This window comes from Shewanella colwelliana (assembly GCF_001735525.1).
GTDB classification, from domain to species: Bacteria; Pseudomonadota; Gammaproteobacteria; order Enterobacterales; family Shewanellaceae; genus Shewanella; species Shewanella colwelliana.
Genome location: NZ_MCBT01000001.1, coordinates 257,120 through 271,555, shown reverse-complemented (window position 1 = coordinate 271,555; position 14,436 = coordinate 257,120). Strand labels below are relative to the sequence as shown.

The following is a 14,436-nucleotide window of genomic DNA, read 5'->3' as shown; positions in this document are numbered from 1 at the left end:
ACGTTGATTCAATGCCTATCACTTTGATAGGCATTACCCTCGCTACTGGCTCTGATGAGCTGGTTGGATTTGATAAGAAGTATACGGATAGATCATCATGAATTTGCATGAGTATCAGGCAAAATCCCTATTTGCCGAATATGGTTTACCAGTGTCAGAAGGTTTTGCATGTGACACCCCTCAAGAAGCGGTAGAAGCAGCAGGCCATATTGGCGGAAATATGTGGGTTGTTAAGTGTCAAGTACACGCAGGCGGCCGTGGTAAAGCAGGTGGCGTTAAAGTTACCGGCGATAAAGAAGAGATCAGAGCATTCGCTGAAAATTGGTTAGGTAAGAACTTAGTGACTTACCAAACTGATGAGAAAGGTCAGCCAGTTGCTAAAATTTTAGTAGAAAGCTGCACTGATATCGCTAACGAACTTTATCTTGGTGCCGTTGTAGACCGTGCGACGCGTCGTGTTGTGTTCATGGCATCAACTGAAGGTGGTGTTGAGATTGAGACTGTGGCTGAAGAAACGCCGGAGTTGATTCACAAAGCAATTATCGACCCTTTGACTGGTCCTCAACCATACCAAGCTCGTGATCTTGGCTTCAAGTTGGGTCTAAACCCAACTCAAATGAAGCAGTTCACTAAAGTGTTCATGGGTCTTGCTAAGATGTTTAACGACCATGATTTCGCACTGCTAGAGATCAACCCACTTGTTATCACGACCGAAGGCAATATTCACTGTCTAGACGGTAAGATCGGTATCGATGGCAATGCGTTGTTCCGTCAACCAAAAATCCGTGATATGCACGATCCATCACAAGATGATGCTCGTGAAGCACATGCGGCTAAATTTGAGCTTAACTACGTTGCTCTAGATGGTAACGTGGGTTGTATGGTTAACGGTGCAGGCCTAGCAATGGGTACCATGGACATCGTAAACCTGCACGGCGGCAAGCCAGCTAACTTCCTAGACGTAGGCGGTGGAGCAACTAAAGAGCGCGTAGCTGAAGCATTTAAGATCATTCTTTCTGACGACAATGTTAAAGCTGTTCTTGTGAACATCTTTGGTGGCATCGTACGTTGTGACATGATCGCTGAAGGCATCATTGGCGCTGTCAAAGAAGTGGGTGTTGAAGTGCCAGTTGTTGTACGTCTTGAAGGTACTAACGCAGATCTCGGTCGCGAAGTATTGGCTAACTCTGGTCTTGACATTATTGCAGCGGAGTCACTTACTGATGCTGCGGTTAAAGTTGTTGCTGCTGCGGAGGGCAAATAATGTCTGTATTAATCAATAAAGATACCAAAGTTATCTGTCAAGGTTTCACTGGTGGTCAAGGTACTTTCCATTCAGAACAAGCTATTGCTTATGGCACAAAAATGGTTGGTGGTGTATCTCCTGGAAAAGGTGGTCAAGTTCACTTAGGTCTTCCAGTATTTAATACTGTAAAAGATGCCGTGGCTGAAACTGGCGCAACAGCGACAGTTATCTATGTACCAGCACCTTTTTGTAAAGATGCCATTCTTGAAGCTATCGACGGTGGCATTGAGCTAATCGTATGTATTACTGAAGGTATTCCTACTCTGGATATGCTTGAAGTTAAAGTTAAGCTTGAAGAAACAGGCGTTCGCATGATCGGTCCTAACTGCCCAGGTGTTATCACCCCGGGTGAATGTAAGATTGGTATCATGCCTGGTCACATCCACAAGCCTGGTAAAGTAGGTATTGTTTCTCGCTCTGGTACTTTGACGTACGAAGCGGTTAAGCAAACTACCGATGAAGGTTTCGGCCAATCAACATGTGTTGGTATCGGTGGCGACCCAATTCCTGGTACTAACTTCATCGACGTATTGGAAATGTTCCAAAACGATCCACAAACTGAAGCAATCGTTATGATTGGTGAGATCGGTGGTACTGCTGAAGAAGAAGCGGCTGAGTTCATCAAAGCTAACGTGACTAAGCCTGTTGTATCTTACATTGCTGGTGTGACTGCACCAGAAGGTAAGCGCATGGGTCACGCTGGTGCGATCATTGCTGGCGGTAAAGGTACTGCAGAAGATAAGTTTGCCGCACTAGAAGCAGCAGGCGTAACGACAGTTCGTTCACTTGCAGATATTGGCAGTGCACTACGTACTAAGACGGGTTGGTAATTTTTCCAACAAGTTAAAAAGGCGCCTTAGGGCGCCTTTTTTATTGGATTAAAAACGGCATCTTTGCCAAGTCACAATTTTGTTTATCGTCTTTACTCAATTTTTCGCTAACATCATTTACTGGGTTAATAACTTTGCTAATCTTGATATCAATCTCGTATATCACTTATAAATATTATTCATTATCGCTCACAGGCAGTGAGGAGGATAATCCGTTACCGAGTTGTGATGATTTCTACACTTCAGCTAAGGGACATCGATGAATTACGCTACAAAAAAGCTTTTGCTTTCAATCACTATTGTATTGGGTTCCAGTACCATGGTTGCAAATGTTTCTGCTGCTGGCTTAAGCTTATCTCAGCTGGCAACTGCTGAAAGTATTGGGACAGCAGGTGTTGCGAATGTCACCAACAACCGTGATGCATCGGCAGTGATGGCCAATCCAGCTGGGCTAAGTCGCATTAGCAATAGTAGTATCATGATCGGTGTTCAATACTTAGATGTTGAGTCTGATTTTACAGGCAATAGTGCAGGGCGACCGCATGAGGAAACCACTGGTGAAGCGGGACAATTTACCCCAAACCTCTCCTATGGTAAACGCCTTGATGATCGTTGGGTTGTCGGCATGGGCTTACATGCGCCTGGTGGACTGGGACTTAGCTACGATAATGGTGTGGCCGGAGGCCCATTAAATATCATCAATGACAATAACATTGCCATTGTTAACTTAACGACATCGTTAGCCTACCAAGTTAATGACAGCTGGTCATTGGGGGCGTCTATGATAGCCCAGTATGCGGAAGTTGCGATTGATCTGTTTCAAGACACTGATAAGGCGAACAGTCTGGTTGGTGAGAACTGGGCACCATCTTTTGCGTTAGGGGCTATGTATCACTTGTCGCAGAATACTCATTTTGGGGTGACCTATAACTATGGGGCTAAACATAATTTAGACTTAAGGAGTCAAGTTCTCTCGCCCCAGGCGATTGATGTTAACTGGCCACAGTCTGTTGACGTCGGGGTGGCGCATCAATTGAACGCTGCCGTGACGCTAATGGTGAGTGGTCACTGGCAGCAATGGAGCGAGTATGATGAGCGATACAGTGATACCTGGGGTGGTGGTGTGGCACTAAGTTACCAGTTAACGACGTGGACCTTGCAAGCGGGAGTGAGCATGGATAGCAGTCCCTTAACTGCTGAAAATCGTGATGTATTGCTACCGCTTGATAAGCAATGGCGAGCTGGTATCGGTGCTGTCAAGAGATTGAAAACAGGCAATGAGCTTGGCTTTGCCTACCAGTATAACTCCTTAGGAGATGGCGAGATAACAGGGAATGCACTGAACCCGATACAGCCGTCTGGCTATTACAGCAATAATCGGGTTCATTTTGTTGGGCTCTCATTAAGCTTTTAGCTCACTATCGCAAAAGGCTCTCGGTAGCCTAGTGCAATAAGCGCGTAAATACCTAGCATTCGTGTGGGGGCTTAAATTCCGCAGGAGTCAGGACATAGGTGTCCTCACAATAAAACTGCACCGCGCTGCACTGCTGCCACCAGGTTGTCCATGCTGAGTCTTGAGTGTGACCTGTTAGCAGGGCATTATGTGCGAGTGGTGCAACTAAACTACCGCTGGAGATCAACAAGCCATAGGGAGAGCGTCGTTTAAGCATATTGGGGGTAAGCTGGTTAGGGTTATCTAGCCCCATGCTACCCACCAGTTCATAGAAGCTTTTCAAGGTATTTTGTTGGAAATTTTTTACTCGCTCGCTTTTGCTTTCAACATCGATAGCGTGAGAACGAGCAGGGTCTTGGGTGGCGATACCTGTTGGGCACTGGTTGGTGTTGCAATGACGAGATTGAATGCAGCCCATGGCTAACATCATAGTTCGCGCCGCATTAACAACGTCGGCGCCCATGGCAACTTTAGCAAGCAAATCAAAGCTTGATGCTGTTTTTCCTGATGCGATTAGTTTAATTTTATCCCTAAGGCCCACGCCGACTAATGCGTTATGAACAAAATAGACACCTTCTAAACAGACCATACCTAAACGGTTACTGAACTCAACAGGGGCTGCACCTGTGCCACCTTCTGCACCATCAATGGTAATAAAATCGGGAAGAATATTAGTTTCAAGCATGGCTTTGCAGATAGCTAGAAATTCAGCCGGATTACCAATACACAATTTAAAGCCAACCGGTTTTCCGCCGCTCAATTCTCGCAGGGTTTTAACAAATTGCAGTAGGGCAATTGGCGTTGTGCATTCTGGATTGACAGCGGGTGAGACACAATCTTTATCCATAGGGATATGTCGTATCATCGCAATTTCATGGGTGATTTTTGCTTTGGGGAGTACCCCTCCATGACCCGGTTTTGCCCCTTGACTGAGTTTAATTTCAATCATCTTAATCTGTGGCTTAGCGGCCATTTTTTCGAAGGTGACAGGGTTAAACCGGCCATCGTCGGTACGGCAACCAAATAGTCCTGAGCCTATTTGCCAGACAATATCTCCCCCATGCTTTAAGTGATAGGGACTTGCGCCACCCTCGCCAGTGTTATGGTAACAGCCCGCATGTTTTGCACCGAGGTTGAGTGCTTCTATTGCATTGGCGCTTAGTGAGCCAAAACTCATCGCCGATATATTGAGGTAGGCCGCATCGTAGGGTTGAATGCAGTCGGGTCCCCCTATGGTGATGCGTTTGACGTCATCACTTAGGTGCTTAGGCGATAGCGAGTGCCACAAGCTGAGGTAGTTCTCTTCGAGGAGGTCACGTTGGGTGCCGAAGGCGATAGTATCACGTACATTTTTAGCGCGTTGATAGACCAAAGAGCGCTGCTCTCGATTAAAGGGCTTCTCTTCGGTGTCATTAGCGATAAAATATTGTTGAATTTCAACCCGATAAGACTCTAAAAAGTAGCGTAAGTAGGCAACCACTGGGTAGAGTTTGTTGAGTGTGTGTGGGCTGATATACAGATCGTAACTGCCTATTGCTGTATAGCCTAGCGTGAAGGCTAGCAAAAGTGTGCTAGCGACAGAGCTTTGGTTTACATATAGGGACAGCGCGATGATGTTGCCTAATGTGGCAATCAACCAAAATACTCGTTGCATTATGGTCATAGTACCTCCGTGTAAAAACTGCTATTTATTGTCTGGTGACATAACGTGATTATATTTGGATTAAATAATAAGTCTCTTATTAAAGGGTATTTATTTAAATTGTTTACTAAGGTTGCAACAAGCGCATACGCAAGTGAGTGATCAGGCATTAAGGTGTGAGTCGCTTACTTATCGATGCCGGTATTAATTATTGATACGATATATTGCTTAATTGATGGGGCTGGCTGGGAATACGGAGGACTAACTTTCAATAATCCTTTTATTTGTTTTTCATTTATCCTGTCAATGATGCGCAAAATACTCCTTAATCATTGCACACGGATAAGTAACAAAAAACCAGCGCTATGCTGGCTTTTTCGTGATGATATGCAACCCTTTGGTATTGTGCCGTAGGTTAGCTATTCAGTGTTAGGCCTCGCCGTGGTCGCACTCATCGTTAGTGCAAACACCATAAAGGTATAAACTGTGGTTAGTCAGTTTGATGTTGTGCTTCATTGCGATTTCATCTTGACGACGCTCGATGACATCGTCTGAAAACTCAATGACTTTACCACAAGATAAACAGACTAAGTGATCATGATGATGTTGTGATGATAGTTCAAAAACGGCTTTGCCACTTTCAAAATGATGACGGGATACAATGCCGGCATCGTCAAATTGGTTCAATACTCGATAAACGGTTGCTAATCCGATCTCTTCACCTAGATCGAGCAATTTTTTATATAGTTCTTCCGCGCTGATATGCTGGTTTTCGGGTCCCTGCATGAGTTCGAGGATCTTGACGCGTGGTAAGGTGACCTTTAATCCCGCTTTCTTTAGCGCTTGATTTCCATCTGTCATTATTAATCTCTTGATTGCAGAACCATTAGCAAAGCCAATACAGGTTCGGTAGTTGATATTGCAAACCATTATAGGGGGTGAATTTGAAAACTTAAACCTTTGATCTTGCATATTGTTCGCTTAGGCAATTTTTTGCGCTAAATTGGACCAACCTGTGCGATAAATACTGCAATTTAAGCATACTTTTTGTAGTGTTATTTATACTAACGCCCAATAGTTTGCTGCGAAAAATTATGGCAGGGTTTGGTAAATATAAGAATCCCTAACTTCTCAATTGTAAGCTGGTTTTAGGGACATAATAATGACAATAAAAGGGACCGCAGATGTATCGACAAATCGTAGTGTTAACCGGGGCTGGTATTTCGGCTGAGTCGGGGCTTCGTACGTTTAGAGATCAAGATGGCTTGTGGGAAGAACATAAGATAGAGGATGTGGCAACGCCTGAAGGTTACCAACGGGACCCTGAAATGGTAGAGCGCTTCTATAATGAACGTTGGCAGCAGCTACACGATGGTAATGTCGAGCCCAATGCGGCTCATTTGGCGTTAGCACGGTTAGAGAATGAATTTGATGGTCAGCTTTTAGTGGTGACACAGAATATTGATGATCTACATGAGCGCGCGGGCTCTCGGCGTTTATTACATATGCATGGCGAGTTGACAAAGGGTCGTTGTCCTCGTTCACAGCAAACTTTTTTGCTCACCGATCATTTTAGCGTGCACCATACCTGTACTTGCTGTATTCCAGCACAACGCTTGAGACCCCATGTGGTCTGGTTTGGTGAAATGCCAATTGGTTTAGATCGTATTCAACATGCCTTAGATACCTGTGACTTGTTTATTGCTATTGGTACCTCTGGCACTGTGTATCCTGCAGCCGGCTTTGTCGATACCGCTAATCATCATGGAGCACAAACGGTGGAAGTGAATCTGATTGAAGCCGATCGTCATAGTCAATTCCAGTATCACCTCCAAGGCAAAGCTAGTGAAATAGTCCCGCAACTTGTTGAGCAGATCTTGCAAGGACAGATCATCAGTGATCAGGTGAACTTAGCGGCGCAAGGATAGAATAATTACTATGAGTGAAGGGGATAAAAGCGGTAAATTGGCCATCATTATGCGGGGCTTACCTGGGAGTGGTAAGAGCCATTGGGTTGAGCAGTTTATTTTGACACAAACGCCTAATGATGCAATTGCACTGCGCCAGCGAGGGATTTTTTCAACCGATGCGTTGTTTATTGAGGATGGCGAGTACCGTTTCAATGTCCGTAAGCTATCTCAATACCATCAACAAAACTTGACTTTTTTTATCCAAGCATTAAGCCGCAATGAGCCCATTGTTATTTGTGATAACACCAATATGGCGCATTGGGAATTTATGGCCTATGAGGCTGCGGCAAAAGCACTAGGCTACCAAGTTAGAATTGTGTTGATAGGGAATCCCACTGATAGTGCTCATCAGGAGTTGTGTGCCCGTCGCAATCGTCATGGGGTACCAATTGCACAAATTAGGTCGATGGCGGCACAGTTTCAAGCTTTTTAAGCAAGGAGCAGGCAAGTATGTACGCAGTCATATTTAGGGCCAAAGTGGCTAATCAAGATGAAGCCTACTCGGCGATGGCGGTTAAGATGCGCCAGTTGGCCTTTGAGCAATACAGGTGTATCGATTTTGTCGCTGTGACAGAAGGGGATGAGGAGATTGCTATCTCATATTGGCATAGTGAAGCGGATATCTTGGCTTGGAAGCAAGACTGTCAACATCAGGTGGCGCAGCACTCTGGCCAGCATAAATGGTATCAAAGTTATCAAGTGCAAATCGTTGAAGTAAAGCGAAGCTATAGTAGCGCAGTATAAGCCCCATGATTTAAAAGATTCTGTTGAGTTTAAATAAGGATGTTAATGAAATTTGTATTACTGAGTGCCCCCAAGAGTGATGCGGCCATTTCTGCCATCAGGCATTTGCTGGGTAACATCGCTGGCGCGATTCGCATTGGCTATTTAGCCTCTTCCCATGAGCCTGACCGTCGCTATTACCGGCAGATGCAAATTTATTATCAGCAGTTCGGTGCAGATCTCTGTTGCTACGTAGACTTAGAGCAAGATTTTTGCCTGCAAACTTTTGAGCAAATATGTCAGTGCGATGTGATTCACCTGGCTGGAGGGGACACCTATCGCTTTCTTAAAGGTATTCAAGACCGAGACGTTGCGCATCAGTTATGTGCATTCTCTAAGGCCGGAGGTGGTTTTATCGATTTAAGCGCTGGGGCGATGTTGCTATGCCCTAGTATTGAGTCAGCCACATTGTGTGGCGATCAAAATGACGTTGAACTCTCCGACATGGCTGGCTTGCAGCTCATTCCCTATCAGTTTATTCCCCATACCGATAAGACAGATAACGGTGTCAATGCGGCACTTACGGCAGCAGAGCACCTGAGTAGTCAAACGCTAGCAAAGTTTCCTGCAATTTTATGTGCTGATGATGATGCGGTTATCTTTGAACAGGGGAGTTTGTTAGGGTTTGGTTCACCATTGCTATTTGATGGTTTACAGCTTTTATCGATCAATCAATGAGACCATTGCAGATGGCTTATATTGATTAATATAAGCCATCTGCCTGGCGGTTCACTTATCGAATGAAAGAGTTTTTACCGAAGAATTTATCTGATTCATACTCTGTCACAATCGCTGATAATGGGCGATTTTGATCGTTGGCTAAGAGTTTATGGCTCAGAGCACTGAGTTTTATCAGCACGTCTTTACACTCAATTCGGGCAGACTGCACCTCTGAAGATGCCATATAGAGAATTTGTGCATACAATTCGCTCGGTTTTTCGATAATGTTACCGCTGAAATTGACATAAGTCGCAAACATCAATTTCATATTTTCATCGTATTGATTAGCTGTAACAAGCCGAACAAATTCTTCTTTATCTTCATTCGGTGCAAAAGAGCGCACCCAGTTGCAGTAATCTGCGTCTAAAATAAGCGCAAATGCTTTTCGTCTATAGTCTTCATTTTCGATTAAGGCGTTAATAAACCCCTCTTCTTGGCAATTTTCTTGTAGCTCTTTAGCCATTAAATGTACGGAATTGAACTCATTTAATAACCCAATCCAACCCGAGCCTAATTTATTGTGGAGTTGTGAGATCTCTTCGATATCTTTGAGAAATGCCTCTAAAAATTCTCGTCCATCCGAGAGTGAGTCGAGCACTGGTATTAGTGAGTAGCGGCGCTTTTGGATACTTTCATAAAAAATATCAACCCACTCTCTAAACTCTTCTAGACGAGCGATGTTTTCTTGGAGAAACTCATCACTGGCTTCGATGCGTGAAGACAATCTTGAAAAGTCTAGACCGCTGTCTGTGGACTTCACCCGTCTATCGACTGGAGTTTCAAACTTGGTTCCCGCGAGTACCAATTTGCTAAATGAGGATTCGAATTCAGATAATATCTCTTGAACTTTGTCTAAAGAGGTTGCACGGGCCCGCTCGTTAATCCCTATCTGCTGCTCTTTTTGCGCGCGTCTTCTGCTTTCCCATCCCCAAGAAACTAATGCGCCGATAATGGTTGCACTGGTCGCAATATCAAACCCTAATTGTACTTTTTCCGTGAGCAAACTCTCTATCACAATATCATCCTTATATTCGGTTAAATGACTGCAAACAGCAGTAAAGACTTCCCTTATTAACATATTAAAAACATGATTATCAAATGAATTTTGAGTTATTGTGACTGAGATGGATGAAAGATTTTAGTGCCATGTAAAGATTTTACTGGCATGTAAAGACTTAGGCGTTATGTCGGTCATAACGCCTCATAAGCTATGGGCGCTATTTTAGCTCCCAGACATCCCAAGAGCGCAACTGATACTGCTGGGCTAACGATAGAGCGAGTTGTTGATGGTGATCAGCTTTAGCGGTTTGTTGTAGTGCCCCATAGTAGACACTCAGTTCGTGTTGCCAGTCAGGGGAATTGATGCCTTCTGCGGCCACGCTATCGAGTAACTGCTTTGCACGCTGATGTTCGCCTTTAATGTTCATCCCCTTAGCGATGTGTACGGTAACAATCGTTAATGAGCGTGGGAACTTCTTAGCGATCTGGGCTAATACCTGATCAATTTTGTCAGTTTGTTTGGACCAAAATAGGTATTTAGCGAATTGGTAGGCTTGTAACCACTCAAATTCAAATCCGCCCCATTGTGACTGGCTGGTTTCAAAATAGCTCAACACCTGCTCCACATCGCCCATGGCCAACATCTCTCCACCATCGGCGCCATAATCTGGGCTAAGAAAGGTGAGCGCATCATAAAGTGCGGGCAATGCAGTTGTGAAGTGATTTTCCTCAGGGTAAGACTTAAACTGCCACAACAGGCTCTCTGGGGCGTGGTGCTCTAACCACTGCACCACCGTATCTACGCCCATCTCCTGTTCATTAGCAACACTGATAAAAAGCGGATGTTTAAGACCTTGTTGCTCAGCGGCACCATCTAGTTTTTTGGTAATGTTCTGGTTATCGAACCAAGCACTGGGGCTCATGGCCACAAAAGCATTAAAGGGGGTATCAGCTTGGGTCATGCTAAAAAGCGTGAAAAGACCTCCTAGCGAGTACCCTGACAGTGCTCGTTTATTGTTAGTGCGGTATTGTTTATCGATAAGTGGCACTAATTCATTCGTAATATAGCGATGAAAGGTAACAGCACCGCCAAATGCCTCGTCAGATTTATCTGCCCATGTGGTGGCATACAGATAGTCAGTAGGGCCTTGATTCGCGATACCGACAACAATCATGGGGGCAATCTTGCCCATCCTTGTAAGATGGTGCACGGTTGCCGAAACGTGCTGAAACTGAAAGTCGCCATCGACGACATACAGGGTGGGATATTGCCTATTTGAAGCAAAGTAACGCTCGGGCAGCGCGACTTGGTAACGACGCTGCTCAGCCATGACTTTTGACTGGTGGTGATAGGCATAGCCTTCCACAATTGCGACGCCATTATCTTGGGCTGATAGTGGTGATGAGATGATAGAAAGTAATAGTGTAAACAATAAAATTAATAGCTTTGTAAGGGCATTCATTGCTTTAAAGCTCCGTGTTCGCAGCGTGTTATTTAGCCTAGCAGCATTGAATAAACCTGAGTTACTGGCGAGTGAATTGTCGGTAATACTCGGTGAATATTTAGTGAAGTTTTTTATTATCAGTTGTTTGCAATCAAAAGTATACGACATGCCATGACTCATAACGCCCTCCAACATCCATTCTCCGTGTCGTCTAATTAACCCGTTTTGTATTGATGGTTAATCCATGTATCACTGAGACTGTAAATACAGACTGACAAAACCTTAGACTAAAGTTATGCAGATTTGACCACTAATCACTTGCTTTACGTTCGCGTAAACGTCACAGTGAATATTATTTGAAGACGATCACAGTTCACATCTTTATCTCGATGTGAGCCAGACGCATGAGTACCTTAATTGGAGCGGAAAATGAGTACAGAGCAATCAAACCAAGATATCGTTATTGTGGCAGCAAAGCGCACTCCTATGGGCGGCTTTCAAGGTTCACTGTCAACGGTGACATCGCCTAGCCTTGCCGCCACCGCAATAAAAGGCTTAGTGGATGCGACAGGGATTGAAGGGAGTAAAATTGACGAAGTGTTGATGGGCTGTGTATTGCCTGCAGGGCTTGGACAAGCTCCTGCTCGTCAAGCGACATTGGGCGCTGACTTACCCTTGTCGGTGGGCGCAACGACGGTAAATAAAGTGTGTGGCTCAGGCATGAAAACCGTCATGCTTGCGCATGATCTGATTAAAGCGGGAAGCGCTAATATTGTTATCGCCGGCGGTATGGAGAGCATGAGCCAAGCGCCATACCTATTAGATAAAGCCCGCGGCGGCATGCGTATGGGCCATGGCAAGGTGTTGGATCATATGTTTCTTGATGGTCTGGAAGACGCCTATACCGGTGGTGCGATGGGCACCTTTGCACAGCAAACGGCCGATGAGTTTAAGCTAAGCCGCGAAGCGATGGACCAGTTTGCACTTAACTCATTACAAAAGGCCAATGCAGCGATTGAAAGCGGTGCATTTAAAGCTGAGATAGTACCAGTGACCGTATCAAGCCGACGTGGCGATATGGTTGTTGATACTGATGAGCAGCCAGGTAATGCTCGTCCTGACAAGATCCCCACATTGCGACCAGCATTTGCCAAAGATGGCACTATCACCGCAGCCAACTCGAGTTCCATCTCTGATGGTGCAGCGGCACTAATGTTGATGACGCGTGAGCAGGCAAACGCCAATGGGTTAGCGATTATGGCGACGATTAAAGGCCATGCTACTCATGCTCAAGAGCCGTCCATGTTTACTACCGCACCCGTTGGCGCCATGAGTAAGCTGCTTGAAAAAGTAAGCTGGGATAAAACTGATGTTGACCTGTTTGAGATAAATGAAGCTTTTGCCATGGTGACTATGCTGGCTATCTCTGAACTAGGTTTGGATGCCGCTAAAGTCAATATTAATGGTGGTGCCTGTGCGTTAGGTCACCCCATCGGATGTTCAGGTGCTCGCGTATTGGTGACACTTATTCATGCACTTAAGGCCAAAGGTCTTAAGCGAGGCGTGGCGTCATTGTGCATCGGCGGTGGTGAAGCGACGGCGATGGCCATTGAACTCTAATGGATATGAAGGGCTAGCACTTAAGCGGTTAGCCCGCACGGTTTATTCTCTATTAACACGATAATCCTTTTAATTATGTGAGTTTTTTGCTGTCACTTACATAGAACAACTGCTTGAGCGTTTAATAACGCTTGGCGATAAAAGATCTTAGGAAAGCGATATGACAACTCAAGTGAAACATTACATCGATGGTCAATTTACCTTAGGTGAAGGCCAACAACAGATCTCTGTGACAAATCCAGCTAATAACGAGGTTATCGCGACCATTAACGCGGCGACCGTCAATGAAGTTGAGTTTGCCATAGCCAGTGCTAAAAAGGCATTTACCACCTGGAAAGAGGTCCCTGTATCAGAGCGTGCTCGGGTAATGTTTCGCTATCAGCACTTGCTTAAAGCTCATCATGATGAAATCGCAACTATTCTAGCCCAAGAGACGGGTAAAACCTTTGAGGATGCAAAGGGTGATGTATGGCGCGGTATCGAAGTGGCCGAGCATGCCTGTAATATTGCAAGCCTTATTATGGGAGAGACGGTCGAGAATGTGGCTCGTAGCATAGACACTTATAGTTATACCCAGCCGCTGGGTGTCTGTGCGGGGATCACACCATTTAATTTTCCAGCCATGATTCCACTTTGGATGTTCCCATTGGCCATCGCCTGCGGTAATACCTTTGTACTTAAGCCTTCGGAGCAAGATCCTATGACGCCTCAGCGTCTAGTGGAGTTGTTTGAAGAAGCTGGTGCGCCTAAAGGTGTTTTACAATTAATACATGGCGATAAGACGGCGGTTGACGTGCTGCTTACCCATGAAGATATCAAGGCGATCTCATTTGTTGGTTCTGTCGGAGTGGGTCAATATATCTATAAAACCGGTACCGACAATCTTAAGCGTGTGCAAGCTTTTGCTGGTGCGAAAAACCACTGTGTGGTGATGCCAGATGCCAATAAGCAGCAAGTGATCAATAACCTTGTGGGTGCCTCTGTAGGGGCTGCTGGTCAACGCTGCATGGCGTTGTCTGTGGCGGTATTCGTTGGCGAAGCTAAGAAATGGATCCCAGAGCTACGTGATGCTATCGCTAAAGTCAGACCGGGTGTTTGGGATGATAAAGAGGCGGCCTATGGCCCTGTTATCAGCCCTGCGGCAAAAGAGCGCGTGTTAAAGCTGATTGCGCAAGGTAAAGAAGAGGGGGCAGAGTGTCTGCTTGATGGTAGCGACTTTACCGTTGAAGGCTTCGAGAAAGGCAACTGGGTTGGCCCGACTATGTTCACCAATGTGACGACAGAGATGAGTATCTACAAAGAGGAGATCTTTGGGCCTGTACTGTGCTGCATGGAAAGCGAGACATTAGAAGAGGCGATTGAGATTGTAAACGCTAGTCCTTACGGCAACGGCACATCTATTTTCACCGCCAGTGGCGCGGCTGCGCGTAAATATCAACACAATATCGAAGTGGGTCAAGTTGGCATCAACGTTCCTATTCCTGTGCCACTTCCTTTCTTCTCATTTACGGGCTGGAAGGGTAGCTTCTATGGTGATCAACATGCCTACGGCAAGCAAGCGGTGCGTTTCTATACTGAAACCAAAACCATCACCGCACGCTGGTTTGAGTCTGATATCAGCGAAGCTGAACATCATGCGCCAAATATGACCATAGCACTGAAGTAAAT

The 14,436-nt window shown here is 45.3% G+C and carries 13 protein-coding genes; 9 read left to right on the top strand and 4 right to left on the bottom strand.

Annotation, left to right across the window (positions count from 1 at the left end; genetic code table 11):
* Positions 1–97 precede the first annotated feature (97 nt).
* The 3 genes from sucC to BEL05_RS01180 all read left to right on the top strand — a co-directional run bounded on the left by sucC (position 98) and on the right by BEL05_RS01180 (position 3,550).
* Complete coding sequence (sucC, locus tag BEL05_RS01190; RefSeq protein ID WP_028764887.1) at positions 98–1,264, top strand: ADP-forming succinate--CoA ligase subunit beta; 1,167 nt, start codon at positions 98–100, stop codon at positions 1,262–1,264.
* The gene (gene sucD, locus BEL05_RS01185; RefSeq protein WP_028764888.1) at positions 1,264–2,136 is read left to right on the top strand and encodes a succinate--CoA ligase subunit alpha; all 873 of its coding nucleotides are present in this window, start codon (positions 1,264–1,266) and stop codon (positions 2,134–2,136) included. The genes sucC and sucD overlap by 1 nt, the downstream gene beginning before the upstream one ends.
* Before the next feature lie 259 nt (positions 2,137–2,395).
* Positions 2,396–3,550, top strand: a complete 1,155-nt coding sequence (locus BEL05_RS01180; RefSeq protein WP_069670018.1) for an OmpP1/FadL family transporter — start codon at positions 2,396–2,398, stop codon at positions 3,548–3,550.
* Positions 3,551–3,602: 52 nt separating this feature from the next.
* Here the strand turns inward: BEL05_RS01180 and BEL05_RS01175 are convergent, their stop codons facing one another.
* The gene (locus BEL05_RS01175) at positions 3,603–5,252 is read right to left on the bottom strand and encodes an FMN-binding glutamate synthase family protein (protein WP_069670017.1); all 1,650 of its coding nucleotides are present in this window, start codon (positions 5,250–5,252) and stop codon (positions 3,603–3,605) included.
* 408 nt (positions 5,253–5,660) lie between these two features.
* Positions 5,661–6,092, bottom strand: coding sequence for a ferric iron uptake transcriptional regulator (gene fur / locus BEL05_RS01170; RefSeq protein ID WP_028764891.1), 432 nt, complete (start codon positions 6,090–6,092; stop codon positions 5,661–5,663).
* Between the two features lie 323 nt (positions 6,093–6,415).
* On the opposite strand from fur, the gene cobB reads away from it, so the two are divergent.
* From cobB to BEL05_RS01150, 4 genes are read left to right on the top strand one after another with little or no spacing between them, the layout of a single operon-like run.
* Entirely contained in the window at positions 6,416–7,159 is a 744-nt protein-coding gene (gene cobB, locus BEL05_RS01165; protein WP_028764892.1) for a Sir2 family NAD+-dependent deacetylase, read from the top strand.
* A 10-nt stretch (positions 7,160–7,169) separates the two neighbouring features.
* Positions 7,170–7,634 (top strand): ATP-binding protein, encoded by a 465-nt coding sequence (locus BEL05_RS01160; RefSeq protein ID WP_069670016.1) that lies wholly within the window; start codon positions 7,170–7,172, stop codon positions 7,632–7,634.
* Between the two features lie 17 nt (positions 7,635–7,651).
* A complete protein-coding gene (locus tag BEL05_RS01155; protein WP_069670015.1) occupies positions 7,652–7,945 on the top strand; it encodes an antibiotic biosynthesis monooxygenase family protein in 294 nt (97 codons plus the stop codon).
* A 45-nt stretch (positions 7,946–7,990) separates the two neighbouring features.
* On the top strand, positions 7,991–8,662 hold the full coding sequence (locus BEL05_RS01150) for a Type 1 glutamine amidotransferase-like domain-containing protein (protein ID WP_069670014.1): 672 nt from the start codon (positions 7,991–7,993) through the stop codon (positions 8,660–8,662).
* A gap of 55 nt (positions 8,663–8,717) precedes the next feature.
* Here the strand turns inward: BEL05_RS01150 and BEL05_RS01145 are convergent, their stop codons facing one another.
* Positions 8,718–9,719, bottom strand: coding sequence for a hypothetical protein (locus BEL05_RS01145; RefSeq protein WP_069670013.1), 1,002 nt, complete (start codon positions 9,717–9,719; stop codon positions 8,718–8,720).
* A gap of 202 nt (positions 9,720–9,921) precedes the next feature.
* Positions 9,922–11,166, bottom strand: a complete 1,245-nt coding sequence (locus BEL05_RS01140) for an alpha/beta hydrolase (protein ID WP_069670044.1) — start codon at positions 11,164–11,166, stop codon at positions 9,922–9,924.
* A 411-nt stretch (positions 11,167–11,577) separates the two neighbouring features.
* Here BEL05_RS01140 and BEL05_RS01135 point away from each other — a divergent pair, with 411 nt between their 5' ends.
* Together BEL05_RS01135 and BEL05_RS01130 are read left to right on the top strand one after the other, a co-directional pair.
* Complete coding sequence (locus BEL05_RS01135; RefSeq protein WP_028764897.1) at positions 11,578–12,768, top strand: thiolase family protein; 1,191 nt, start codon at positions 11,578–11,580, stop codon at positions 12,766–12,768.
* Positions 12,769–12,928: 160 nt separating this feature from the next.
* Entirely contained in the window at positions 12,929–14,434 is a 1,506-nt protein-coding gene (locus BEL05_RS01130; protein ID WP_028764898.1) for a CoA-acylating methylmalonate-semialdehyde dehydrogenase, read from the top strand.
* Positions 14,435–14,436: the final 2 nt, after the last annotated feature.